Annotated in this window: 20 protein-coding genes and 4 pseudogenes; 17 read left to right on the top strand and 7 right to left on the bottom strand. The window is 73.4% G+C overall.

Going from position 1 to position 24,934, the window contains the following annotated elements; all coding sequences use genetic code 11:
* Positions 1-34: 34 nt before the first annotated feature.
* Positions 35-1,453: an MATE family efflux transporter gene (locus tag OG455_RS19340; RefSeq protein WP_266295403.1), complete on the bottom strand. Its 1,419-nt coding sequence runs from the start codon at positions 1,451-1,453 to the stop codon at positions 35-37.
* A gap of 756 nt (positions 1,454-2,209) precedes the next feature.
* On the opposite strand from OG455_RS19340, the gene dnaB reads away from it, so the two are divergent.
* Positions 2,210-4,444: a replicative DNA helicase gene (gene dnaB, locus OG455_RS19335; protein ID WP_266300873.1), complete on the top strand. Its 2,235-nt coding sequence runs from the start codon at positions 2,210-2,212 to the stop codon at positions 4,442-4,444.
* Between the two features lie 160 nt (positions 4,445-4,604).
* Positions 4,605-4,772: pseudogene (locus OG455_RS19330) on the top strand (DNA polymerase III); the annotation flags it as partial.
* A 121-nt stretch (positions 4,773-4,893) separates the two neighbouring features.
* Here the strand turns inward: OG455_RS19330 and OG455_RS19325 are convergent.
* Positions 4,894-5,535: a TetR/AcrR family transcriptional regulator gene (locus OG455_RS19325; RefSeq protein WP_266295401.1), complete on the bottom strand. Its 642-nt coding sequence runs from the start codon at positions 5,533-5,535 to the stop codon at positions 4,894-4,896.
* A 64-nt stretch (positions 5,536-5,599) separates the two neighbouring features.
* Here OG455_RS19325 and OG455_RS19320 point away from each other — a divergent pair, with 64 nt between their 5' ends.
* Positions 5,600-6,556 carry a hypothetical protein gene (locus OG455_RS19320; protein WP_266295399.1) on the top strand — a complete coding sequence of 319 codons (957 nt, stop codon included), beginning with the start codon at positions 5,600-5,602 and terminating at the stop codon, positions 6,554-6,556.
* 275 nt (positions 6,557-6,831) lie between these two features.
* On the opposite strand, the gene OG455_RS19315 is transcribed toward OG455_RS19320, so the two are convergent.
* On the bottom strand, positions 6,832-7,395 hold the full coding sequence (locus OG455_RS19315) for a dihydrofolate reductase family protein (RefSeq protein ID WP_266295397.1): 564 nt from the start codon (positions 7,393-7,395) through the stop codon (positions 6,832-6,834).
* Positions 7,396-7,681: 286 nt separating this feature from the next.
* Here OG455_RS19315 and OG455_RS19310 point away from each other — a divergent pair, with 286 nt between their 5' ends.
* Positions 7,682-8,185, top strand: a complete 504-nt coding sequence (locus tag OG455_RS19310; protein WP_266295395.1) for a DinB family protein — start codon at positions 7,682-7,684, stop codon at positions 8,183-8,185.
* 74 nt (positions 8,186-8,259) lie between these two features.
* Here OG455_RS19310 and OG455_RS19305 read toward each other — a convergent pair whose 3' ends face one another.
* Positions 8,260-9,207, bottom strand: coding sequence for a helix-turn-helix domain-containing protein (locus OG455_RS19305; RefSeq protein ID WP_266295393.1), 948 nt, complete (start codon positions 9,205-9,207; stop codon positions 8,260-8,262).
* A 96-nt stretch (positions 9,208-9,303) separates the two neighbouring features.
* Between OG455_RS19305 and OG455_RS19300 the strand changes: the two genes are divergently transcribed.
* The 5 genes and pseudogenes from OG455_RS19300 to OG455_RS19280 all read left to right on the top strand — a co-directional run bounded on the left by OG455_RS19300 (position 9,304) and on the right by OG455_RS19280 (position 14,019).
* A complete protein-coding gene (locus OG455_RS19300; RefSeq protein WP_266295391.1) occupies positions 9,304-10,335 on the top strand; it encodes a trans-acting enoyl reductase family protein in 1,032 nt (343 codons plus the stop codon).
* 116 nt (positions 10,336-10,451) lie between these two features.
* Positions 10,452-10,958, top strand: coding sequence for a YciI family protein (locus OG455_RS19295; RefSeq protein WP_266295389.1), 507 nt, complete (start codon positions 10,452-10,454; stop codon positions 10,956-10,958).
* Positions 10,959-11,160: 202 nt separating this feature from the next.
* Positions 11,161-12,441: an RNA polymerase sigma factor gene (locus OG455_RS19290; protein WP_266300872.1), complete on the top strand. Its 1,281-nt coding sequence runs from the start codon at positions 11,161-11,163 to the stop codon at positions 12,439-12,441.
* 183 nt (positions 12,442-12,624) lie between these two features.
* Positions 12,625-13,293 (top strand): annotated as a pseudogene (locus OG455_RS19285) (HAD family hydrolase); the annotation flags it as partial.
* Complete coding sequence (locus OG455_RS19280) at positions 13,282-14,019, top strand: bifunctional 2-polyprenyl-6-hydroxyphenol methylase/3-demethylubiquinol 3-O-methyltransferase UbiG (protein WP_266300871.1); 738 nt, start codon at positions 13,282-13,284, stop codon at positions 14,017-14,019. The pseudogene OG455_RS19285 and the gene OG455_RS19280, both read left to right, overlap by 12 nt.
* A 104-nt stretch (positions 14,020-14,123) precedes the next feature.
* Here OG455_RS19280 and OG455_RS19275 read toward each other — a convergent pair whose 3' ends face one another.
* Positions 14,124-14,561, bottom strand: coding sequence for a helix-turn-helix domain-containing protein (locus OG455_RS19275; protein ID WP_266295387.1), 438 nt, complete (start codon positions 14,559-14,561; stop codon positions 14,124-14,126).
* Positions 14,562-14,668: 107 nt separating this feature from the next.
* On the opposite strand from OG455_RS19275, the gene OG455_RS19270 reads away from it, so the two are divergent.
* The 6 genes and pseudogenes from OG455_RS19270 to OG455_RS19245 all read left to right on the top strand — a co-directional run bounded on the left by OG455_RS19270 (position 14,669) and on the right by OG455_RS19245 (position 20,048).
* Positions 14,669-15,328, top strand: coding sequence for an FMN-dependent NADH-azoreductase (locus OG455_RS19270; protein WP_266295385.1), 660 nt, complete (start codon positions 14,669-14,671; stop codon positions 15,326-15,328).
* Between the two features lie 156 nt (positions 15,329-15,484).
* On the top strand, positions 15,485-16,444 hold the full coding sequence (locus OG455_RS19265) for an MBL fold metallo-hydrolase (RefSeq protein WP_266295383.1): 960 nt from the start codon (positions 15,485-15,487) through the stop codon (positions 16,442-16,444).
* A 77-nt stretch (positions 16,445-16,521) separates the two neighbouring features.
* A pseudogene (locus OG455_RS19260) lies at positions 16,522-17,289 on the top strand (molybdenum cofactor guanylyltransferase); the annotation flags it as partial.
* 152 nt (positions 17,290-17,441) lie between these two features.
* Positions 17,442-17,774: pseudogene (locus tag OG455_RS19255) on the top strand (DUF6457 domain-containing protein); the annotation flags it as partial.
* Between the two features lie 17 nt (positions 17,775-17,791).
* Positions 17,792-19,018, top strand: a complete 1,227-nt coding sequence (locus OG455_RS19250) for a molybdopterin molybdotransferase MoeA (protein WP_266300870.1) — start codon at positions 17,792-17,794, stop codon at positions 19,016-19,018.
* Between the two features lie 4 nt (positions 19,019-19,022).
* A complete protein-coding gene (locus OG455_RS19245; protein ID WP_266295381.1) occupies positions 19,023-20,048 on the top strand; it encodes a TrkA family potassium uptake protein in 1,026 nt (341 codons plus the stop codon).
* Between the two features lie 109 nt (positions 20,049-20,157).
* Here OG455_RS19245 and OG455_RS19240 read toward each other — a convergent pair whose 3' ends face one another.
* Both OG455_RS19240 and OG455_RS19235 read right to left on the bottom strand, forming a co-directional pair.
* Positions 20,158-21,006 carry a bifunctional 5,10-methylenetetrahydrofolate dehydrogenase/5,10-methenyltetrahydrofolate cyclohydrolase gene (locus OG455_RS19240; RefSeq protein ID WP_266295379.1) on the bottom strand — a complete coding sequence of 283 codons (849 nt, stop codon included), beginning with the start codon at positions 21,004-21,006 and terminating at the stop codon, positions 20,158-20,160.
* Entirely contained in the window at positions 21,003-21,623 is a 621-nt protein-coding gene (locus OG455_RS19235) for a cyclodeaminase/cyclohydrolase family protein (RefSeq protein WP_266295377.1), read from the bottom strand. Before OG455_RS19235 ends, OG455_RS19240 begins: the two co-directional genes overlap by 4 nt.
* A gap of 211 nt (positions 21,624-21,834) precedes the next feature.
* Here OG455_RS19235 and OG455_RS19230 point away from each other — a divergent pair, with 211 nt between their 5' ends.
* Both OG455_RS19230 and OG455_RS19225 read left to right on the top strand, forming a co-directional pair.
* Entirely contained in the window at positions 21,835-23,877 is a 2,043-nt protein-coding gene (locus OG455_RS19230; protein ID WP_266295375.1) for a carbohydrate binding domain-containing protein, read from the top strand.
* Between the two features lie 59 nt (positions 23,878-23,936).
* Positions 23,937-24,914, top strand: coding sequence for an NAD(P)H-quinone oxidoreductase (locus OG455_RS19225; protein ID WP_266295373.1), 978 nt, complete (start codon positions 23,937-23,939; stop codon positions 24,912-24,914).
* Positions 24,915-24,934: the final 20 nt, after the last annotated feature.

Genomic DNA, 24,934 nt, shown 5'->3' with positions numbered 1-24,934 from the left:
GTCAGGTCGGACCGGGGCCGGGTGACCGGGGCGGTCAGGCCCGCACCGCGCCGGTGACCAGCCAGCGGCCGGTGCGCAGCCGCCCGAACAGGAAGGCGCAGCGCACCAGGATGAAGGCGTTCAGCGCCCACCAGAGGCCGGCCAGCCCCCAGCCGAAGGCCGGCACGGCCAGCGCCAGCGGCGCGAAGGCGACCAGCGTGCCGAGCATCGCCCAGGCCAGATAGCCGCCGTCCCCCGCGCCCATCAGCACGCCGTCCAGCACGAAGACCGGACCCGAGGCGGGCTGGGTCAGCGCGACCAGCAGCAGCACCGCGGAGAGCTGGGCGCGCACCGCCGGATCGGCGGTGAAGAGCGGGATGTACAGCGGCCGGGCCAGGACCACCAGCAGCCCGAGCAGCACTCCCGAGCCGAGCCCCCACTCGACCATCCGCCGGGTCGCCGCGCGCGCCCCGGCCTCGTCCCCGGCACCCAGGTAGCGGCCGATGATCGCCTGCCCCGCGATGGCGATGGCGTCCAGGGCGAAGGCCAGGAAGCTCCACAGCGCCATGGCGATCTGATGGGCCGCCACCTCGCGGTCGCCCAGCCGGGCCGCCACCGCCATGGCCAGCACCAGCACCGCCCGCAGGCTCAGGGTGCGGATCACCAGCGGTCCGCCGGCCCGGGCGCAGGCGCGGATCCCGGCGCGGTCCGGGCGCAGCGCGGCCCCCTCGCGACGGGCGCCGCGGACCACCACGGCCAGGTAGCAGGCGGCCATCGCGCTCTGCGCCAGGACGGTGCCCCAGGCCGAGCCGGCCACGCCCAGGTGGGCGCCGTAGACCAGGACGAGGTTGAGCCCGAGGTTGGCGGTGAAGCCGCCCACCGCTACCAGCAGCGGCGTGCGGGTGTCCTGCAGGCCGCGCAGCACGCCGGTGACCGCCAGCACCATCAGCATGGCCGGGATGCCCAGCGCGCTGATCCGCAGGTAGGTCACCGCGTACGGGGCGGCGGTGGCGGAGGAGCCCAGCAGGGCGGCCACCTGCGGGGCCAGCAGCACCGCCAGCAGCGCCACCGGCACGGCGAGCAGCAGGGCCAACCAGACGCCGTCGATGCCCTGCTGGACGGCTGCCCGGCGGTCCCCGGCGCCGACCCGGCGGGCCACGGCTGCCGTGGTCGCGTAGGCGAGGAAGACGAAGATCCCGGCGAGGGTGCTCAGTGCGGTGCCGGCCACGCCGAGGCCGGCCAGCTGGGCGGTGCCCAGGTGACCGACGATCGCCGAGTCGCCGAGCAGGAAGAGCGGCTCGGCGACCAGGGCGCCGAACGCGGGCACGGCCAGGGTGAGGATCTCGCGGTCGTGGCGGCGGCGGTCGGGGCGGCCGGTGTCAGGGTGGCCGGTGCCCTGATGGCCGGTGTCCTGGCGGTCCGGGGCGCGAGGGACGCCGCGCGCCGGGGGTGTGGTGGAGCCGCCGCCTGTCATGGAGATACGGTAACCAGCTGCCAGTAAGCAGTACAAGGCCCTGTGGCTATTACTGGCTGCTGAGCGCTCTGGCTGTGTGAAGTTTTTCTCATGCACAGCCAGTGGAAAGAGTCACCGCAGGTCAGCAAGTTGACAGTGGACGGATCGTCGGGTTATCCACAGCACTTTCCCCATCCTTGTGCACAGGTTTCGGGCAGTTGTCCACAGCAAAGCGACTTTCATCCACACGCCCTGTGGATAACTGTGCCGGCTTTTCTTGGAACTGGACCCGGGTGCGCCTTAGCGTGGTCGCTCACCCGACGCGCCGCGCCCGCACCTGGCGGCGGTTCTGTCGGCCGCGTGGCGTATGAAGGAGGTGGAGCGGACTGTGACCGCGCCCGTCCACCCAGGCCACCGCACCTGCGCACCACACCCGCACCGCTCGCTGATCGGGGAACTAGCGTGACCGGCCCCCAGTACGACGACCACGACGTGCCGCCGCCACCGGAGGACGACTGGCAGCCGTCCGACGACGCTTTCGGCCCCGCCTTCCCCGCCGACGGCCCCAGCGACCGGCTCCCGGTCGCCCGCAACCGCGGTCAGGCCGCCGCCGGCGGTGGCGGCGGCACCGGTGGCAAGGGCGAGTTCGGCAAGGACTTCCGCAAGCGGGACGGCGAGCGCGGGCGTGACGGTGGCCGGGACGGCGGTTCGGGCGGCTCCGGTGGCTCAGGAGGATCAGGCGGCGGCGAGGGCTTCGAGCGGGTCCCGCCGCAGGACCTGCCCGCCGAGCAGTCCGTGCTCGGCGGCATGCTGCTCTCCAAGGACGCCATCGCAGACGTGGTCGAGGTGCTCAAGCCGCTCGACTACTACCGCCCGGCCCACGAGCTCATCCACAGCGCGATCCTCGACCTCTACGCCCGCGGCGAGCCGGCCGACCCGATCACCGTCGCCAGTGAGCTCACCAAGCGCGGCGAGCTCACCAGGGTCGGCGGCCCCGGCTACCTGCACACCCTGGTCAACTCCGTACCCACCGCCGCCAACGCGGAGTACTACGCCGAGATCGTCCACGAGCGCGCCGTGCTGCGCCGCCTGGTCGAGGCCGGCACCCGGATCGCCGGCATGGGCTACGCCGCCGAGGGCGACGTCGACGAGATCGTCAATGCCGCCCAGGCCGAGATCTACGCCGTCACCGAGCAGCGCACCAGTGAGGACTACGCCCCGCTCGCCGACATCATGGAGGGCGCCCTCGACGAGATCGAGGCGATCGGCTCCCGGCAGGGCCAGATGTCCGGCGTGCCGACCGGCTTCGCCGACCTGGACGCGCTGACCAACGGGCTGCACCCGGGGCAGATGATCGTGATCGCGGCCCGACCCGCGATGGGCAAGGCGCTCGCTCTCGACACGCCACTCCCGACCCCCACCGGGTGGACCACCATGGGTGAAGTGCGGCCCGGGGACTACCTGCTCGACGCGACGGGGAAGCCGACTCGCGTGGTGGCCGCAACCGACGTGATGACGGGGCGGCCCTGCTACGAGATGTCGTTCGACGACGGCACCACCGTCATCGCCGACGCGGATCACCAGTGGCTCACCGACACCCGGGCCTCGCGCGAGTCGGCCCGAGCCGCGGCGGCCGGACAGAACCGCGGGCGCACCCAGCGCATCTCCGCCTCGGTCAGGACCACCAAGGAGATCGCCGGGACGCTGTACTGCGACACAGCCGACCAGCGCAGGAACCACAGCGTGCGGAACGCGGCCCCGATCGATCTCCCGCACCGGGACCTCCCCGTCCCGCCCTACACACTCGGCGCGTGGCTGGGTGACGGCCGCGGCGACGCCGCGCGGATCACCTCGGCGGACCCGGAGATCATGCGCGGGAACAAGCACATCCCCCAGGAGTACCTGCGCGCTTCCGCCGCCCAGCGGCGAGAGCTGCTCGCCGGTCTCCTGGACACCGGCGGGACGGTCACGAACACCGGGTCGGTTCGGGTCGCGGTCACCAGTGGGGCACTGGCCGAGGGATTCCGTGAGCTGGTCCTGAGCCTCGGCCACCGCTGCGCCATGACCACCAAGCGGGTCCAGGGGCGCTCCGAGGAGTCGTCCACCGCCTACCTCCTCACCTTCACTCCGAGCGGCGACGTGTTCCGGCTGGAGCGGAAGCAGCAGGTGCACCGCGAGCGGCGGCGTCCCGGTGGTCCGAAGCTGACGCGGCGGTTCGTCACCGGCGCCCGGGAGGTCGAGAGCGTGCCGGTCCGCTGTGTCCAGGTGGACAACGCCGATCACCTGTACCTGGCCACCCGGTCGATGATCCCCACGCACAACTCCACGCTGGCCCTGGACTTCTCCCGGGCCTGCTCGATCACCAACGGCCTGCCGAGTGTGATCTTCTCGCTCGAAATGGGCCGCAACGAGATCGCGATGCGCCTGCTCTCGGCGGAGGCGCGGGTGGCTCTGCACCACATGCGGTCGGGCAACATGACCGACGACGACTGGACCAGGGTGGCCCGGCGGATGCCGGACGTCACGGCGGCACCGCTGTACATCGACGACTCGCCGAACCTGTCGATGATGGAGATCCGCGCGAAGTGCCGGCGCCTCAAGCAGCGAGCCGACCTCAAGCTGGTGGTGATCGACTACCTCCAGCTGATGCAGTCCGGCGGCTCCCGGCGGGCCGAGAGCCGGCAGCAGGAGGTCTCCGACATGTCGCGAAACCTCAAGCTGCTGGCCAAGGAGCTGGAGGTGCCGGTGATCGCGCTCTCCCAGCTGAACCGTGGTCCCGAGCAGCGCACCGACAAGAAGCCGATGGTCTCGGATCTGCGCGAATCGGGCTCCATCGAGCAGGACGCCGACATGGTGATCCTGCTCCACCGCGAGGACGCCTACGAGAAGGAGTCCCCCCGCGCGGGCGAGGCCGACCTGATCGTGGCCAAGCACCGCAACGGCCCCACGGCGACCATCACGGTGGCGTTCCAGGGCCACTACTCGCGGTTCGTGGACATGACGCGGGACTGAGCGCGAGCTTGTAGGGACCACGATTTCGTGAGCAATATCGGCTGATCATGAGCACTCGACGAGCAATACCGGTACTGGGTGAGCAATGGCCCAGTATTCAGATGCTCTCGCTAACGAGTCCCGAAGTCCGACAGACGAGGGCCACAAGACGTACTGAGGCTTCGTGGAGGCATAGGGCCTGCGCAAACGCCCTGGCATGGCGCAGGCCCTGGAGATCGCCGGGCGGCGGCTCGAAGGCCGTCACCACCGCGGCGAGGACGACGCCTGGAACATCGCCGCCCTCGTTCTCCACCTGTCCGAACGGGGCGTCTGGCCGGATCCGTGCTGACCGCGCTCGGCATCCCTCAGCACGCGGAGGCTGGACAGCAGATCGGGGCCGGGCGCCCGGGCGCCATCATCCAGTTGAGGCCATCATCCGGAGCGGAGTGGCCCGGCCCGCTGAGTGCGCGTCAATGGAAGTCCGGTGCGGTCTCCGGGTAGCTTTCGAGCCCTGAGCGCAGCAGGTCGAATGCCTGCTTGGTGGCTGTGTTGACGGATCTACGGATGCTCTCCGTCTGCTCGCCCGCGACCACGCGTCGGCGGATTTCGGCAGTGGTCGCTCGGTAGGTTCCGGCGATGGCTCCGGCCAGCATTCTGGGCAGTGGGTCATCCGGGGCGGCCCCCGTCTCCTCGGCCAGGACTGCCGCGAGCGCAGCCTCGGAGCGTTCGGCGATCTCGCGCCCACGGGCCTGGAGAGCGGGGCTGTCGGCGACCACCTGCCAGAACGTCTTCGCCTCGGTGCTCAGCCCGAGGGTCGGCTCGTCGCGTTCGAGTGCTGCCAGCAGGCCATCGCGGACCGCACCGGCCGCAGAGCTGCCGTCCGGTCGGGTGCGGACGACCTCGGCGAGGTGCGCCTCCACCTCGGCCTGTCGGTCGAAGAACAGGTCTTCCTTGGTGGGGAAGTAGTTGAAGACCGTGTTGACAGAGACCCCTGCGGCCCGGGCCACCTCGGCGACGGTGACATGGTCGAAGCCGTGCTCGATGAAGAGTCCCATGGCCGTGTCGGCGAGGGTGGCCCGGGTCTGCTGCTTTTTGAGTTCACGGAGTCCCATGGCCCCATAGTAGAGTCAATGCAAAGTTGCAGTGACACCAAAAATATCGTCTATGGTGAGACCCATGACCTTCACCTTCGGGATCTACCCGGGCGCTCTCCTGGGCAGCGACACCGGCATCGTGCACCCTGTCAGCCCCGATCAACCGGAGCGGATCACCACTGCGCTGCGGCAGCTTCAGGGTGACGCCCCGACCCTGCTGGTCCGCGCCTACCGCCCGTACACGGCAGGCGTCGCACCGGACGCGCCCTCCACCCCGGCCGACCCCGTGCGCCACCTCGGTGAGGGACGCAGGCTCGACCTGGTGCTCACGTTCCGCGAGCCGACGGGCGAACTCGAGGGCTGGGTGGACTTCGTCCGGACCACGGTGCGGACCGACGGCCCGCACCTGGCGATGCTCCAACTCTGCGAGGAGCCCAACCTGGACATGCCGGCCCTCGACGGCAGCATGCCGAATGTGCGTCAGGCCCTTGTCCAAGGCGTGATCGCGGCCAAGGAGGAAGCTCGTGCCCGCGGTCACGACATCGCCGTCGGCTTCAACGCGGTGCCGACCTTCGACCCCGTCGACACCTTCTGGCAGGACCTTGGCGCGCTGGCCGACGACCGCTTCCACCGGTCGTTGGACTACGTCGGCCTGGACTTCTTCCCCGATGTCTTCCGGCCACTGCCCGTAGGCCAACTGTCCGAGGCAGTGGCCGTAGTGGTCACCGACTTCCGTAACACCAGTCTCCCGAAGGCCGGCATCAGCGGGTCCGTGCCCATCCACATCTGCGAGAACGGCTGGCCCACCGGACCGGACCGCACCGAGCAGCGCCAGGCCGAAGTCATCGAGAACGTGATCCGGACGGTGGCGGGGCTCCGCGAGGACCTCAACCTCACCGGGTACTCGTTCTTCGACCTGCGTGACGCGAACAGCGTGGGCACCGGCCTCTTCGACCGGTTCGGGCTCTTGCGGGACGACTACACACCCAAGCTGGCCTTCGACACGTACCGCCGTCTGATCCAGGAGCTGACGAGCTGACCCCGAGCCGTCAGGTCCGCGGACCGTTGCTCATGATCGAGAAACCAGTGGCACGCGGCCTATTGCTCGCCGACGTCAACATCGCAGGTCCTGGCGTCGCGATTGCTCGCGAAATCGTGGACCCTGCAGAGCGTGTGGGGTCTCAGATCTCATGTCGGAATCTCAGGGCTGATGTCGGGCCGGAGTCGGATGCGACGCGGTCTTGAGACTCGCAGGTCATGTCGTCACTCGGCTGGGTGGCTCGGGCGGTAGTCCGGGTCACCCGGGACGGGCGCTCAGCGCCTCGTCTCGTACCTGGTCAGGATCACGCCGCAGGGGAGCGTCCGCGTCTCCACCAGGGTGAGGTTCACCCAGTTGTCCAGAGTGGTGAAGAACGGCGTGCCGCCGCCCACCAGGACCGGCGTGGTGGCCAGCACGTACTCGTCGATCAGCCCGGCCCGCATCGCCGCCCCGGCGAGCGTCGCGCCGCCGATGTCCATCGGGCCGCCGTCCTCGGCCTTGAGTCGGGCGATCTCGGCGACCGCGTCGCCGGTGACCAGGCGGGTGTTCCAGTCGACCTTGTCGATCGTCGAGGAGAACACCACTTTCGACATGTCCCGCCAGCGGCGCGCGAACTCGATCTCCGCCGGGGTGGCGTTGGGCCGCTGGTCGCCGGTCGGCCAGTAGGAGCTCATCGTCTGCCACAGCTTGCGCCCGTACAGCGACAGGTCGGTCGCCCGCAACTGGTCGGACCAGAACTGGAACAGCTCGTCGCTCGGCACGCTCCAGCCGATGTCGTCGCCGGGCGCGGCGATGTAGCCGTCCAGGGTCAGGTTCATGCCGTAGATCAGTTTCCGCATGGCGCCAGTCTTCCGTGAGTCGGTCCCACGCATACGGACCGGCGCGGCGCGGGAAACTCATCGGTGCGCGGAGGAAATGGCATCGATCTGAGACTGCTCCTGGGTGACATCGCGGTGAGACAACAGAGAACAAGCAGGTCACAGAAGATCGACATGTCATCGGGGGCGAGACCCTACAGCCGCGCAGGGCCTCATGTGCCGTGACGGAATCTCATGGTGATGTCGTAACAGGAGGGCTCCGGGACTCCCGAACCCGAGGTGCCCCAGCGGCTGCTACGGTCCGCGCATGACAAAGCGTGTGCCATTCACCGGTGGCGAGAAGGACAGTCTGCATGTTGCCCTCGACCGGCATCGTGACGCGGTGCTCTGGAAGCTCGAAGGCCTTGACGACGAGCAGTTGCGGCGGCCGATGACTCCGTCGGGGACGAACCTGCTGGGGCTGGTCAAGCACCTCGGGGGTGCCGAGCTCGGTTGGTTCCGCGAGACCTTCGGCCGCGAAACGGGGCCCCTGCCGTTCGACTTCGACGTGGACGAGGCCTCCGACATGCGGGTGGAACCGCACGAGTCCACCGGCGACATCCTGGAGTTCTACGGTCGGGCCCGAGCTGCCGCCGACGAGGTGATCGACGAGCTCGGACTCGACGACCTCGGCACGTCCTACGCCGGCAACGCCGTTTCGCTGCGCTGGGTACTCATCCACATGACGACGGAAACCGCACGGCATGCGGGCCACCTGGACATCCTGCGCGAGTTCATCGACGGCTCGACCGGGGACCACGACCGGGGCTGAGCCGCGGGGGTCGTCACAGCCCCGGCCCCCGGCCTCGGACCGGATTCGCGGGAGCCTGGGGCACTCGCGGGACCCTACGGCCGGGACCGCGCGCGGAAGGTGCGGCGGTAGGTGTCCGGGGGCACGCCGACGGTGCGGTTGAAGTGGCGGCGCAGCGTCGTGGCGGTGCCCATGCCGGTGGCCGCCGCGATGGTGCCGACGCCGTCGTCGGTGTTCTCCAGCAGCTCCTGCGCCCGGCGGATCCGCTGGGTGAGCAGCCACTGCAGCGGGCTGGTGCCGGTCGCCGCCCGGAAGTGGCGGCCCAGGTTGCGCGAGCTCATCCGGGCCCGGCGGGCCAGGTCCTCCACGGTCAGCGGCTGGTCGAGCCGCTCGCTCACCCAGGGGAGCAGGGTGGCGAGCGGATGGTCCTCGCGGGCGGGCACCGGGGTGGTGACGAACTGGGCCTGCCCGCCGGCCCGCAGCGGCGGCACGACCAGGCGGCGCGCGACGGTGTTGGCGATCGACGAGCCGTGGTCGAGGCGGACCAGGTGCAGGCACAGGTCCAGTGCGGCGGCCTTGCCGGCGGAGGTGAGCACGCTGCCGTTGTCCACGTAGAGCACATCCGGGTCGACCGCCACCCGCGGGTAGCGGGCGGCCAGCTGATCGGTGTGGGCCCAGTGCGTGGTGGCGCGCCTGCCGTCCAGGAGGCCGGCCGCCGCCAGCACGAACGCGCCCGTGCAGAGCGAGGCCACCCGGGCGCCCGCCTCATGGGCCGCGCGCACCGCGTCGACCAGGTCGGCCGGCGGCTCCTGGTCGACATCGGCCCAGGCGGGGACGATCACGGTGTCGGCCTGCCGGAGCCGGTCGAGCCCGAGGTCGGGCTCCAGCAGGAAGCGGCCCACCCGCACGGGGTGCGAGCCGCAGAGGGCGAGGTCGTACCAGGGGCCGGCCACGGCGGCCGGAGCAGGACCGAAGATCTCGCACGCCACGGACAGTTCGAAGTGCAGCATCCCGTCGGTGACGGCCAGTGCGACAGTGCTCATGTCCGGAATTGTACGGAGCGCGGCGTTCCGGACACTCGTGCTGGAGTGCCCGCCCTGCCAGGATGTCCTTAACGATCATTCGAACGGGGAGCACACATGGCTTCGGAACAGACAGTTGCGGTCTTCGGCGCGTACGGGCACACGGGGCGGTTCGTGGTGGCCGAGCTTCGGGAGCGCGGGTTCCTGCCGCTGCTCGTCGGCCGCGACGCCGAGAAGCTGCGGGCGCTGGCGGAGGCCCATCCCGGGCTCGACGCCAGGCCGGCGTCGGTCGACGATCCGGCCGCGCTCGACCGCGCACTGGCCGGTGCCGCGGCGGTGATCAACTGCGCGGGGCCCTTCGCCACGACCGGCGCTCCGCTGATCGAGGCGGCGCTGCGCGCCGGGATCCCGTACGTCGACGTGGCGGCCGAGCTGGAGGCCAACCTCGACACGTTCGCCCACTTCGCGGACCGCGCTCGTGCCGCGGGGGCGGTGATCGTCCCCGCGATGGCCTTCTACGGCGGCCTCGGCGACCTGCTGGCGACCGCGGCGATGGGTGACTGGACCGCGGCCGACGAGGTGCACGTCGCCTACGGGCTGAACAGCTGGCACCCCACGGAGGGCACGATCGCCGCGGGCCGGATCTCCCGGGAGCGGCGCAACGGCCAGCGGGTCCGCTTCGCGAACGGGCGGCTGGAGTACCGCGACGACGCCCTGCCCACGCTGGAGTGGCCGTTCCCCGAGCCGCTGGGCACCCGGGCGGTCCTCGGGGAGTTCACGATGGCCGACGTCGTCACCATCCCCAGCCACCTGTCCGTCCCGGAGGTGTGCACCTACATGACGGTCGAGGCGGCCACGGACCTGTCGGCCCCGGACGCGTCGGCGCCGACCGCGGTCGACGAGCGCGGGAGGTCCGCGCAGACCTTCCTCGTCGACGTCGTCGTGCGCTCCGGTGGCCTGGAGCGGCGCGCGGTGGCGCGGGGCCAGGACATCTACGCGGTCACCGCGCCGCTCGCGGTCGAGGCGGTCCGCCGCATCCTCGCGGGGCAGACCAAGGCGGTCGGTGTGGTCTCCGCCGGAGAGCTCTTCGACGCGACCGACTTCCTGCGGGAGCTGTCCGCGCACATCTCGCTCGAACTGCGTCAGTAGCGGGGCCGGGCGGGGCACGGCGGGGCGGGGCACGGCAGGCGGAGTCGCGGGTCGGTGGCCGGGCGCGGAAAAAAGCTCGGCCGCCGCTGTCGAATCGGCGTGGTCCCGTTCGACGCATGGGTGAAGGCTTGATGGGGAGCCGGGCGGACGGTCCGCCCGGTGACCGGGCCGAGAAGGAGATGGCGACGATGCGCTTCATGATGATGGTGCGGGCCGACGAGACCACCGAGGCCGGTGTCCTGCCGTCCACCGAGCTGATCGACGCGATGAGCCGCTACAACGAGGAGCTGGTCAAGGCCGGGGTGCTGCTGGCCGCCGACGGCCTGCACCCCAGCGAGAAGGGCTTCCGGATCAGCTGGCCGGGCGGGAAGCCGACCGTGACCGACGGGCCGTTCACCGAGGCGAAGGAGCTGATCGCGGGCTACTGGCTGATCCAGGTGAAGTCGCCCGAGGAGGCCGTGGAGTGGGCCTGCCGGGTGCCCTTCGGCGAGGGCGGCACGCTGGAGCTGCGACAGATCTTCGAGCCCACCGAGTTCCCCGCCGAGGTGCTGCCGCCGGACGCGCTGGAGCGCGAGCGGGCGATGCGCGCGGAGGTGGAGCGCCAGCAGGCGGCCGCCCGGTAGCGATGCGGTGATCGGGCCGCCGTCCGCGGTTGGTGCGGTGGGGGTGCGCGAGCTTGCGGCCCCCGCCCGCCCGCTGCTCTGATGGGAAGCCGTGACGAGCTCTCAGCCGCCCGATCCCGACAGCGCCCCCGCCCACAGCGCCCCCGCCCACAGCGCCCCCGCCGACAGTGCCTCCTCCGGCAGCGCCCCCGCCCGCCGCGCGATCGCCGCGGTCTGGCGGATCGAGTCGCCGCGCCTTATCGCCGGGCTGGTCCGGATCGTGCGCGACCTCGACCTGGCCGAGGAGCTGGCCCAGGACGCGCTGGTCGCCGCGCTGGAGCAGTGGCCCGGTGAGGGGGTCCCGCGCAACCCGGGAGCCTGGCTGATGACCACCGCCAAACGCCGCGCGATCGACCTGGTGCGCCGCGAGCAGCGGCTGGCCGGCAAGCTCGACCGGTTCGGTCACCAGCTGGCCGCCGAGCCCGCGCCGGGCCCCGAGCAACTCGCCGAGCAGAGCGAGGAGATCGAGGACGACCTGCTCCGCCTGGTCTTCACCGCCTGCCACCCGGTGCTCGCCACCGAGGCAAGGGTGGCGCTCACCCTGCGGCTGCTCGGCGGGCTGACCACCGATGAGATCGCCCGCGCGTTCCTGGTCGCGGAGTCGACGGTGGCCCAGCGGATCGTCCGGGCCAAGCGGTCGCTGGCCCGGGCCGAGGTGCCGTTCGAGGTGCCGGCCGGTCCGGAGCTGGCCCGGCGGTTGGACTCGGTCCTGGAAGTCATCTATCTGATCTTCAACGAGGGCTACGCCGCGACGGCGGGCGACGACTGGATGCGTCCGGGCCTCTGCGAGGACGCGCTGCGCCTGGGCCGGGTGCTGGCCGAGCTGGTCCCGGGCGAGTCGGAGGTGCACGGGCTGGTCGCCCTGCTGGAGATCCAGGCCTCCCGGGCCGCGGCCAGGGCCGGGGTCGACGGTGCACCGGTGCTGCTGCTCGACCAGGACCGGGCCCGCTGGGACCAGTTGCTGATCCACCGCGGCCTGGCGGCGCTGGAGCGGGCCGAGCAACTGGCCGCGGGTCCGCTCGGCCCGTACGCGCTGCAGGCCTCGATCGCCGCCTGCCACGTGCGCGCGGGCAGCCCCGAGCGGACGGACTGGGTGCGGATCGCCGCCCTCTACGAGGCGCTGGCCCGGCGCGCGCCCTCGCCAGTGGTGGAGCTGAACCGCGCGGTGGCGCTGGGGATGGCCTTCGGCCCGGCCGTCGGGCTCGACCTGCTGGACCAGCTCCGCGAGGAGCCCGCCCTGCGCGGCTACCACCTGCTGCCCGCCGTCCGCGGCGACCTGCTGGCCAAGTTGGGGCGCCCGGCCGAGGCCCGGGCCGAGTTCGAGCGGGCCGCTGAGCTGACCCGCAACGGACGCGAGTGCGCCCTGCTGCTGGACCGGGCGGCGGCCTGCGGGCGGGCCGCGGGCCGCGACGCGTCGGCGAACGGCGGGGAACCGGTCGACTGACACCGCGTCACTCGGTGCCGAGGAAGTCGCGCACCACGCGCACCAGTTCGTCGGGCGCTCGTAGCGGTCGGCGGGATCCAGGAAGTCGAGTCGGGCTGACCGGTTCCTTCTTCGGTCGACGACGGTACGGGCGGGTGTCACGCGGGCGAATCGGTCAGTGGGAGGCAGGTCTAGCCTGACCCGATGACAGAAACTGACGATCATTCGAATGAGCCCGTTGACCTGGTCATCTTCGACTGCGACGGCGTCCTGGTGGACAGCGAGCGGATCGCGGTCCGGGTGCAGGTCGCGCTCGGTGCCGAGCTCGGCTGGCCGCTCACCGAGGCGGAGGTGATCGAGCGGTTCATCGGCCGCTCGACCGCCTCGATCGGCGCGCAGGTCGCCGAGCGGCTGGGCGGGGCGGTGGCCGCCGAGTGGCAGCGGTGCTTCGAGGAGCGGCACCGGGTGGCGGTGGACGAGGGGCTGGCCCCGGTGGACGGGATCGCACAGGCGCTGGCCGGTCTGCACCGCCCGTCCTGCGTGGCCTCCAGCGGCAGCCATGAGAAGATGCGCCACACCTTGGGGCGGACCGGGCTGTACGACTACTTCGACGGTCGGATCTTCAGCGCCACCGAGGTCGCCCGGGGCAAGCCGGCCCCCGACCTGTTCCAGCACGCGGCGGCCCGGATGGGCGTCCTCCCGCGGGCCTGCGTGGTGGTGGAGGACAGCGGCCCCGGGGTCCGCGCCGCCCGCGCGGCCGGCATGCGGGTGCTCGGCTACGCGGGCGGCCTGACCCCCGCCCAGCTGCTGGCCGAGGCGGGCGCGCAGCACGTCTTCCACGACATGCGCGAACTCCCCGGGCTGCTCGCCGCCCTGGCGGCAGGGGGTGGCCCCGGCGCCCCCAGCAGCCCTGATGGCCCTGACGGCGGGGACGGCGCCGCCGGCACGGCCGGGTACCAGGATGAGGCGGCCGCGCTGGCCGAGCAGTACGAGAGCGTCACCTTCGAGCAGGTCCACCGCGGGCTGCTGCACCTGCTGCCGTCCGCGCCCGCCCGGGTGCTGGACCTCGGGGCCGGCTCCGGCCGGGACGCCGCGGCGCTGGCCGCGCTGGGCCACACGGTGACCGCCGTCGAGCCCACCGCCGCGCTGCGCGAGCTCGGTGAGCGGCTGCACGCGGGGGCCGGCATCCGCTGGCTGGACGACGCACTCCCCGCGTTGCCCCGCCTCACGGCCGAGACGGCGCGGGCGGACGGGGCCGAGACGGCCGCCTCTCCGGCCGGGCAGGCCCGCTTCGACCTGATCCTGGTCACCGCGGTCTGGATGCACCTGGCGCCCGCCGAGCGGGCCGCGGCGATCGGCGCGGTGGCCGCGCTGCTCGCCCCCGGCGGCACCCTGCTGCTGACGCTGCGGCACGGCCCGGTGCCGGCCCGGCGGCGGATGTTCGCGGTGCGGCCCGAGGAGGTGCTGGCCCAGGCGCGGGCGGCGGGGCTGCGCCCGGTGCACCAGGGCGAGCGCGGTGATCTGCACGGGCGCCCCGACGTGCGCTGGACCGAGCTGGGCTTCGGCAGGGCCGGCCACGAGGCCGGCCGGCCGCGCTGAGCACCCCGAGACGCGTCGTGGGTCGGCGGGACGCGCCGCGACACCCCGAGCCACCCCGAGCCACGCCGTGCCGCGTGCGCCGCGGCCGCCCGTACCGCGTCAGGTCAGCAGCCGGGTGGCGTGGGCTCCGGCAGGTGCGTGGCGGCCCAGCTGCGCAGCTCGTCCAGCGCGGGGCGCAGGGCCCGGCCGGCCTCGGTCAGCTGGTAACTGACCCGCAGCGGCGGCCCCTCGTCCACCCGGCGCACCACCAGGCCGGCCTCGGCCAGTTCGGTCAGCCGGTCGGAGAGCATCCGCTCGCTGATCCCCGGGATCGCCCGGCGCAGCTGCGAGAAGTGGGCGGGGCCGTGGCTGAGCACCGCCACCACCAGCCCGGACCAGCGCTTGCCGAGCAGAATGAAGACCCGGGTCAGCGCCAGGTCGACCCCGGCGCACGGACCGAGCGCCGTGCCGGGCGCCGTCGCCGGGATCCCGCACGGCCCCTCCGGCGTCGGCAGTGTCCCGGTGGTGCCCACGCCCATCGGATCCAGCTCTGGCTCACCCATGCGTCCAGCGTACGGCCCAGCGGTGATGACTGCAGAAAAGTTAGCTGCTACGTTATTGCCAGCTGCAAACAAAACAGCAGCAACTGCTACCTGTATGGAGGACTGCCATGCCCACGCTGCTGCACATCGACTCGTCGGCCTTGACCGAGGGTTCGGTCTCCCGCGAGGTCGCCGCGACCTTCGCACGGGAGTGGCAGGAGGCCCACCCGGACGGCACGGTGGTCTACCGCGACCTCGGCGTCAGCCCGGTGCCGCACCTGAGCGGCACCGCGATCTCCGCCCAGTTCACCCCGGCCGAGCAGCGCACCCCGGAGCAGCACGCCGAGGTCGCGGTGCGCGAGGAGCTGATCGCCGAGCTGGAGCAGGCCGACGCGGTGCTGATCGGCGCCCCGATGTACAACTTCAGCGTTCCCTCCTCGCTGAAGGCCTGGCTCGACCAGGTGGTGTGGATGGGCCGCACCGGTGGCGAGGGCGGCTCGGTCGCCGGCAAGCCCCTCACGGTGGTCGCCTCGCGCGGCGGCGCGTACGGCGAGGGCACTCCGCGCGCCGAGTACGAGTTCCTGGTCAGCTACCTGGAGAAGGCCTTCACCGGTCTGCTGGGCATGGAGGTGGACTTCGTGGTCGCCGAGATGACGCTGGCCCGGGTCAACCCGGCGCTCGCCCAGTACATCGAGCACGCGGACGCCTCCAGGGCGCAGGCCCACACGGACGCGGCGGCCAAGGCCAGGGCGCTGGTCGAGCGGCTGGCGGAGCGGGTCGCGGTCTGACGCCCCGGCGGCGGACCGCCGGTGCGGCTGCCGGGCCGCCGGTGCTCACCCGCCCGGGTGCGGCTGCCGGGCGCGCGGGGCGGGCGGCTCCCAAGCTGGTCCCGACAGCCCCCAGTACGGCGGGGCGCGGGGAGAGCAGCGGACCAGGGAGAGCCAGTGACGTCGTCGCCACCGCCGCAGGACCGGGCCCACGGGAGCAGCCACGGGAACGGCGCGGGAGCGGGGGGCGAGCACGGCGAGGGCCCCGCCCCGGCGCTGGTCCCGGTCGGCGCCACGGCGGCCCCGCCACCCGGACCGCCGCTGGCGATCGAGGTGTTCACCGGTCCCGAGTCGGCCTTCTTCGCCACCTCCAGCCTGATCATCGGCGCCCGGGACGCGATCCTGGTGGACGCCCAGCTGACCCGCAGCGCGGGGCGCGAGCTGGCCGAGTGGATCGCGGGCAAGGGGCGCAACCTGCTGGCCGTGGTGATCACCCACCCGCACCCCGACCACTACTTCGGGGTCGAGGAGGTGCTGCGGCTCTTCCCGCACGCGCATGTGCTCGCGGCCCCGCCGGTGGTGGACGCGATCGCCGCGACGGCCGCCGAGAAGGTCCGGCAGTGGCGGCCGGTGTACGGCGACGACATCCCCGAGACGCCGATCCTGCCGCGCCCGCTGCGGCCGCAGCCGCTGATGATCGACCGTCAGCTGATCCGGGTGCTCTACCTGGGCCAGGGCGACTGCGCGACCAGCACCGTGGTGCACGTCCCGGCCTCGCGCACGGTGATCGCCGGTGACCTGGCCTGGAACGGGACCCATGTGTGGACCGCGGAGACCACCCCCGAGCAGCGCGCCGCCTGGATCCGCAACCTGGGCCGGATCGCCGACCTGGACGTGGACCGGGTGATCGCCGGGCACCGTGCCCCCGACCAGGGTGACGACGCTGCCCGGGTGCTCGCCTTCACCGGCGAGTACCTGCAGGACTTCGACCACCTGCTGGCCGAGCACCCGCACGACCCGGACGCCCTGATCGCGGCGGTCGGCGAGCGGTACGGGGAGCTGACGTTGCCGGCCGTGCTCGCCGCCGGGGCACAGGCGCAGGCGAACGGGCAGGCCGAGCCGCCCACCTCCCCGTAGCGGCCGTCCAGCCGTCCAGCCGACCCGCACGTAGCGGCGTGGCCCGGGGCCGGCGCGCCTCGACCGATACTGGGCGCATGACCGGTGCCGCCGTCCCACCCGACCCGACTCCCGCCGCTGCGGCTCCCGCTGCTCCCGCCCTCGCCGCCACCACCCGGTACGACGCGATCGTGCTCGCGGGCGGCGCGGCCCGCCGGCTCGGCGGCGCCGACAAGCCGCGGTTGACGGTCGGCGGCCGCAGCCTGCTGGACCGGGTCCTCGCCGCCTGTGCGCGGGCGGCGACCACAGTGGTGGTGGGCCCCGCGCCGAGCGGCGGGTCCACGTCCGACGGGCCGCATTGGACCAGGGAGCAGCCGCCCGGCGGTGGGCCGGTGGCCGCTGTCGCGGCCGGACTCGCGGATCCCGCGGTGACCGCGCCGGTGGTGCTGCTGCTCGCCGCGGACCTGCCGTTCCTCGACCGGGCGACGGTGCGCCGCCTGGTCGACGCCGTCAGCCCCGACGCCGTCAGCCCCGACGCCGTTAGCCCCGACGCCGTTAGCCCCGACGCCGTCAGGCCCGACGCTGCCAGCCCCGAAGCCGTCACCCGCGAGGCAGCCACCGCCGACGCCGCCGAGGTCGACGCCGCGGTGCTGGTCGACGCCGACGGCCGCGAGCAGCCGCTGGCCGCCGCCTACCGCACCGCGGCACTGCGCTCGGCGCTGGCGGCGCTCGGCGACCCGGCGGGCCTGCCGCTGCGCCGCCTCACCGGCGGGCTGCGCACCGCCCGGCTGGCCGACCCCGACGGCGTCTCGCAGGACTGCGACACCTGGCAGGACCTGGCCCGAGCTCGCCGCCGTGACCGGGACGGGGCGGGTCGGCACGGCTGAGCCGCCCCGTCCCGGCGGGCCGGCTCGCACCCCGCGCACCGCCCAGGTGAGCGAAACGACCCACTGCGCTCACCCGCGCGACACGGCAGCACGCCGTGGATCAGGCAGCATGGACCACCATGGAACGCACGTTGGACGACTGGATGGCCGAGGCCGCGGCCGAGCTGGGGATCGACCCGAAGGCCGACATCCGCGAACTGCTCGACCTCGCCCGGGTGGTGGCGCACGGGGTGGAGCGGCCGGCCGCTCCGCTGACCACCTTCCTGGCCGGCTACGCGGCCGGGGCCCGTGGTGGCGGGGACGAAGCGGTGGGTGAGGTCGTGCGGCGGCTGACCGCGCTGGCCGAGCGCTGGGTCGCCCGCGCGGCCGCCGAGCAGCCGTCGCAGCCGCCGTCCGCACAGGAGCCCTCCGCCCAGTCGCAGTCGCAGCCACCGTCGGGGTCGCCGACCGCCGGGCAGCCGTGAGCGCCGCCGCGCCACCGGTGGGCACGGCCGGCACCGCCACCCCCACGCCGGTGGCCTCCTGGCCGCGGGCCCGCGCGATCGCCCGCCAGGCGGCAGCCCGGCCGCTGCCCGCCGTCGAGCGCGAGCTCGCGGCCGCGCTCGGCCACACCCTGGCCGCACCGCTGGCCGCGCTCACCGACCTGCCCGCCTTCGACACCTCCGCGATGGACGGCTGGGCGGTGGCGGGCCCGGGGCCGTGGCGGCTGGCCGGCCGGGTGCTGGCCGGGCGCACCCCGCCGCCGCTGGCAGACGGCTGGGCCACCGGGATCGCCACCGGCGCCCAGCTGCCGCCCGGCGCCACCGCCGTGCTGCGCCGTGAGCACGGCCGGGTCGAGCGCCCCGCCCTGGCCTCCGGCACCCTGCACCCGACCGGCCGCGCCGAGCTGGCGCCCGGGCAGGACGTGCGCCCGCGCGGGCAGGAGTGCCGCAGCGGTGAGGAGCTGCTGCCGGCCGGGACCCCGGTGACCGCGGCCGTCCTGGGCCTCGCCGCGGCCTGCGGCTACGACACGCTGACGGTCCGTCGCCGGCCCACCGTCGAGCTGCTGGTGCTCGGCGACGAGCTGCTGCCCTCCGGCCTGCCGGGGCCCGGGCTGGTGCGCGACGCGCTCGGGCCGCTGCTGCAGCCCTGGCTCGGCGCGGCGGGTGCCGAACTGCTGGGGCGGCGCACGGTCCGCGACGATTTCGCGCTGCTGCGGGACGCCGTGCGGTACTCGACGGCCGAGGTGGTGGTGACCACCGGTGGTACCGCGGCCGGCCCGGTGGACTTCCTGCACGCGGCGCTCGCCGAGTGCGGTGCCCGGCTGCTGGTCGACGGGGTGGCGGTCCGTCCCGGGCACCCGATGCTGCTGGCCGAGCTGCCGCCGGCCGCCCCGGGGACCGGGCCAGTGCGCCACCTGGTCGGGCTGCCGGGCAACCCGCTGGCCGCGGTGGCCGGCGCCGTGACCTTGGCGCTGCCGCTATTGGACGCGCTCAGCGGGCGCCGGACGGGCCCCGGGCGCTTCGCGCGCGCCGGCGCCGCACTGCCGGGCCACCCCGAGGACACCCGGTTGCTGCCGGTGCGCTCGACCGCCGACGGCCCGGTGCCGCTGGCCTTCGACGGCCCCGCCATGCTGCGCGGCCTGGCGCTCGCGCAGGCGCTGGCGGTGGTCCCGCCGGGCGGCCTGGCGGCGGGGGAGCCGGTGGAGCTGCTGGGCGTGCCGGGGTGAGGGGGTGAAGGCCGGCGAGGCGGACGCCCGGATCGTGCTGCCCGCCCGGCGCGGCGTGCCGCCGCTGCGCCAGGTCGGGCTGCGGGTGGCGATCGCGCTGGCCGTGCTGGTGGCCACCACGCTGCTCGTCTACCTGGACCGCGCCGGCTACCACGACAACGCGCACGACACCCTCTCGCTGCTGGACGCCGCCTACTACGCCACCGTCACCCTCTCCACCACCGGCTACGGCGACATCACCCCGGTCAGCGACGGCGCGCGGCTGGCCAACATCCTGGTGATCACCCCGCTGCGCGTGGTCTTCCTGATCATCCTGGTCGGCACCACCCTGGAGGTGCTGGCCGAACGGACCCGCCGGCAGTGGCGGATCGGACGTTGGAGGTCCTCCGTGCACGACCACGCGGTGATCGTCGGATACGGCACCAAGGGGCGCAGCGCCGTGCAGACGCTGCTCGGCCAGGGGCTGGGCAAGGAGCGGATCGTGGTGGTCGACCCGCAGCGCCGGGTGGTCGAGCAGGCCGCCCTGGACGGTCTGACCGGCGTGGTGGGCGACGCCACCAGGACCGACACGCTGCTGCGCGCCGAGGTGCCGAAGGCCGCCCAGGTGGTGGTGGCCACCGAGCGGGACGACACCGCCGTGTTGGTCGCCCTGACGGTCCGCCAGCTCAACCGGGCCGCCACCCTGGTCGCCGCCGTCCGGGAGGACGAGAACGCCCCGCTGCTGCGGCAGAGCGGGGCGGACGTGGTGGTGACCAGCTCCAGTTCGGCCGGGCGACTGCTCGGCATGTCGATGCTCAGCCCGAACGCCGGCGCGGTGATGGAGGACCTGCTCACCTACGGCAAGGGCCTGAACGTCGTCGAGCGCCCGGTCACCCGGGCCGAGGCCGGGCAGAGCCCGAGGGCCTGCCCGGACCTGGTGGTGGCGGTGGTCCGGGGCCGGCGGGTGCTCGACTTCGCCGACCCCGAGGCCGCCGAGCTGCGGCTGACCGACCGGGTGATCACCATCCAGCGGTCCACCCCGGTCGGCTAGGGCCTCTCGTCGGCTCGGCTCGGCTCGGGTCGGCTCGGGTTGGCTCGGGTTGGCTCGGCTCAACTCAAATCAGCCCAGCCCAGCCCAGCCCAGCCCAGCCCAGCTCCGCTCAGGCGCCGGCCCGCTCCGCCGCCAGCACCGTGTGCCGCAGCAGCAGCGCGGTGGTCACCGGGCCGACACCGCCCGGCACCGGGGTCAGCGCGCCGGCCCGTTCGGCGGCCTCGGGGGCCACATCGCCGACCAGGCCGCCCTCGGGGGTCGGGTTGGTGCCGACGTCGATCACCACCGCGCCGGGGCGCACGTGCTCCGCCGTGATCAGCCCGGCCCGGCCGACCGCCGCGACCAGCACCTCGGCGGTGGTGGTGACGGTCGCCAGGTCGGCCGTGCGCGAGTGGCAGACCGTCACCGTGGCGTCCCGGTCGAGCAGCAGGTGCGCGGCCGGCTTGCCGACCACCGTGGAGCGCCCCACCACCACGGCCTGACGACCGCTCAGCTGCACCTTGTGATGGTCGAGCAGTGCCACCACGGCCTCGGCGGTGGCCGGGGGGAAGGCCGGCAGGCCGCTGGCCAGCCGGCCCAGTGAGAGCGGGTTGGCACCGTCGACGTCCTTCTCGAAGGCGATCGCCGAGGCCAGCTCCTCCAGGGTCGTCCCGGCGGGGAGCGGGGTCTGCAGCATCAGGCCGTGCACGGCGGGGTCCGCGCTGAGCTCGGCCAGCAGCGCGCTGATCGCGGCGGGGTCGGCGTCGGCGCCCAGGTCGTGGACGGCGCACTCCAGGCCGGTCTTCTCGGCGGCGCGCACGATCGAGCGGACGTACCAGGCGCTGGACTCATCGGCGGTGGCGGTGACCACGCACAGCCGGGGGCGGCGGCCGAGGGCCGCGAGCTCCGCGGCGCGGGCGGCGGCCTCGGCCCGGATCGAGGCGGCCAGCTCGGTGCCGGACAGGACGGCGGCGGTCACTTGGCCAGCTCCGCCCGGACGGCGGCGGTGACCCGCTCGGCGCGGGCCGCGATCTCGTCCACCCGGGCGGTGTCCGCCAGCAGCGCCTCACGGGTGCGTTCGTCGCGGATCCCGGACAGGTTGACCTCCACGTTGACCCGGGCGGTGGTGGCCGCCGCGCGGGCCGCCTCGGCCGCGGCCGCGATGTCGGTGACCACGTTCGGGTTGCCGATCGGCAGCAGGGTCTCGGCCAGTTCGACGGCGTCCAGCGCGACGGTGATCACCTCGGCCGGCGGCCGGGCGGCGTCGGCCAGCGCCCGGGCGATCGCGGCCGAGCGCGCCGCCTTGGCGGCCTCGTCGTCCTTGGGCAGCCGGTAGGCGTCGGTGACGGCGGTGAAGGCCGCCGCGTCCTGCTCGGCCAGGGTCAGCGCCCGGCCGCGCAGCGTGTCGCTCTCCCGGATGATCCGCTCCACCACCGGCTGGTGTGCGGCGTACTTCTCTCCGGTGCTGTAGCGGGCCACCATGGCGAGCAGCGCGCCCGCCTGCGCGGCGTGCAGCGCGGCCGAGGCACCGCCCCCAGGAGCGGGGACCCGGTCGGCCAGGCGGTCCAGGAATTCGCTGATGGTGTCTTCGCGCACGACGGCTCTTCCTCGCAGGGGGGTCGGTACGCGCATTGTCGCATAGCTGACGGGTCGTCAGATGTCTTGCCGGGACGGCGCCGCGAGCGGTCGGTGATCCTCCGCTCTTGACGCCGGAACAGGTCTAGTCCATCGTCGTCACCGTACGCTTCGCCTCGCCCTGCCGCCCCCACCGGAGGACTCTGTGCGCAAGCTCAACTCCGCTATGTCCATGCTCAGTTCAGTCGCACTGTTGGCCACGGGACTGCTCGCGCTGGCGGTCCCGGCGCACGCCGACGGCAGCAATCTGGTGGTCAACTCCGGCTTCGAGACCGGTGACCTGACCGGGTGGAGCTGCGACGCCGGCACCGGCTCGGTGGTCGGCTCGCCGGTCCACTCCGGCAGCCACGCGCTGGCCGGCGCGGCCGGCGCGAGCGACGACGCGCAGTGCGTCCAGACCGTGGCCGTCCAACCGAACTCGGCCTACACGCTATCGGCGTACGTCCAGGGCGCCTACGTCTACCTGGGCGCGACCGGCTACAGCTCGACCTGGACGCCGGGCACCGGCGGCGGCTGGCAGCAGCTGACCACCGGCTTCACCACCGGCGCCTCGACCACCTCGGTCACCCTCTACCTGCACGGCTGGTACGGCCAGGGCACCTACCTCGCCGACGACGTCTCGCTGACCGGCCCCGGCGGCGGCCCCGCGCAGGGCCCGGCCACTCCCACGGGCCTGGCCGTCTCGGCCAGCACTGCCTCCTCGATCTCGCTGGCCTGGACCGAGCCGGGCACCGGCTCCGCGGCCACCTCGTACCAGGTCCGCGAAGGCTCGACCGTGGTCGCCACCAGCACCGCCACCGCGGCCACCGTCACGGGCCTCGCGGCCGGCACCAGCCACACCTACACCGTCACCGCGCTCGACGCGGCCGGCCACGCCTCCGCCGCCAGCGCCCCGGTGACCGCGAGCACCCGGAGCGGCGGCGGCACCGGCGCCGCCTGGCACCCGTCCTACCTGTCGATCGGCAGCGTCTACACGCCCGGCACCGGCGTCGACAGCTTCTTCAACGGCCTCAAGGCGCACGGCAAGCTGCCGGACTACGGGTACGAGTACCTGACCGGCGACAACTTCGGCAACTGGGCCGCCACCACCACGACCATGGTCCAGCACTCCGCCCAGCTCGGGATGACCCCGGTCATGGTCGAGTACGGGATGAACGGCAACGTCGACGGCACCAGCGTCGACTACACCAACATGCAGAGCGCGAGCTGGCTGACCACCTACTTCCAGTCGCTCAAGAACGCCGCGACGGCGGCGAACGCGGCCGCCCCGGGCAAGCCGGTGGGCTGGGTGATCGAGCCCGACATGCTCGGCTACCTGCAGCAGAACTACGCGGCCCAGTACGGCGGCGACGCCACCAGGTTCCCGGCCGCCACCAGCGCGGCGTACGCCTCCGGGGTGCTGAGCGGCAGCGGCGACCCGGCCTTCGGCAACAACCTCACCGGCCTGGTCCAGGCGATCTCCTACACGATCAAGAAGTACGACCCGGCGGCCTTCCTCGGCTGGCAGGTCAACACCTGGGGCGTGCGCGACGCGCTCAAGGACACCGACACCATGGGCTGGACCGCGGGCCGCCAGTCGGTCGCCTCGACCGGCAGCCAGGTCGCCGCGTTCCTGGAGAGCGCGGACATCGGCTACCAGGCCGACTTCGTCGCCTTCGACCAGTGGGGCCAGGACTTCGGCATCCTGCACGACCCCGACCCCGCCGCCGACGTGCGGTACCTGAACGCGGCGCACTGGAGCAACTACCTGCTCTACGTCCAGACGATCCGTCAGTCCCTGGGCCTGCCGGCGGTGCTGTGGCAGATCGCGGTGGGGCACCTCAACTCCACCAGGACGCCGAGCCCGACGTACTTCAACGCCTCCGGCACCTTCCCCGACCTGGACAACACGAGCGCCGAGGAGAACGAGGACTCCGCCTCGACCTTCTTCTACGGCGACTCCTTCACCTCCAGCGGCAACAACCTGGCCTTCTACAGCAGCGATCCGGGCGCCGACCCGAAGGTCTCGGTGAGCGGCTCCACCGTCACCTGGGGCTCGCACCTGCCGGAGGCGGCCGCGGCGGGTGTGGTGGCCGTCCTGTTCGGCGCCGGCACCGGGACCAGCACCTACGGCGTGCCGGAGACCTCGGGCACCGACCAGAGCGGCCCCGGCGACTTCGGCTACTGGGCCACCCGGACCCAGTCCTACCTCGCGGCCCCCACCCCGTTGCCCTAGCGGTGGTGGCGGTGGTGGCGGTCGCCCCGGTCGAGGGGTGCGCCGAGTAGCGTCGGGCCATGTTCGCATTCACGATCCCTGAGCCCGGCGGTCCCGACGCACTGAGCTGGACCGAGGTGGACGACCCGGTACCCGGCGAGGGCGAGGCCCTGGTCGAGGTGGCCGCCACCGCCGTCAACCGCGCCGACCTGATGCAGCGGCAGGGCCGCTACAACCCGCCGCCCGGCGCCTCCCCCTACCCGGGGCTGGAGTGCTCCGGGCGGATCACCGCGCTGGGCCCCGGCGTGGCCGGCTGGGCGGTCGGCGACGAGGTCTGCGCCCTGCTGGCCGGCGGCGGCTACGCCGAGCAGGTCGCGGTGCCGGTCGGCCAGCTGCTGCCGATCCCGCGCGGCCTCGGCCTGGTCGCCGCGGCCGCGCTGCCGGAGGTGGCGGCCACGGTCTGGTCCAACGTCTTCATGGTGGCCCACCTGCGCCCTGGCGAGACGGTGCTGCTGCACGGTGGTGCGAGCGGGATCGGGACGATGGCGACCCAGTTGGCGAAGGCGGTGGGTGCGCGGGTGGTGGTGACCGCCGGGAGCGCGAAGAAGCTGGCGCGGTGCGCGGAGCTGGGCGCGGATGTCGGGATCAACTACCGCGAGCGTGATTTCGTCGAGGTGGTGCGGGAGGTGACGGGTGGTCACGGAGCGGACGTGATCCTGGACATCATGGGTGCCAAGTACCTGCAGCGGAACGTGGACGCGCTGGCGGTCAGCGGGCGGCTGGTGATCATCGGACTGCAGGGCGGCACCAAGGGAGAGATCGACCTCTCCACCCTGCTGGCCAAGCGGGCGGCGGTGGTGGCCACCTCGCTGCGCCCGCGGCCGCTGGCGGAGAAGGCGGCGATCGTGGCGGCGGTGCGTGAGCACGTGTGGCCGCTGGTGGAGTCGGGGGTGGTGAAGCCGGTGATCGACCGGGTGCTCCCGCTGACCGAGGCGGCCCAGGCGCACCGGGCGCTGGAGGCGGGCGAGCACGTGGGCAAGGTCGTGCTGCAGGTCTGAACGGGGCCGGGGCGGGCCCG

The sequence above is a fragment of the Kitasatospora sp. NBC_01287 genome (assembly GCF_026340565.1).
Lineage (GTDB): Bacteria > Actinomycetota > Actinomycetes > Streptomycetales > Streptomycetaceae > Kitasatospora.
This window is presented reverse-complemented; position numbering and strand designations above follow the sequence as displayed.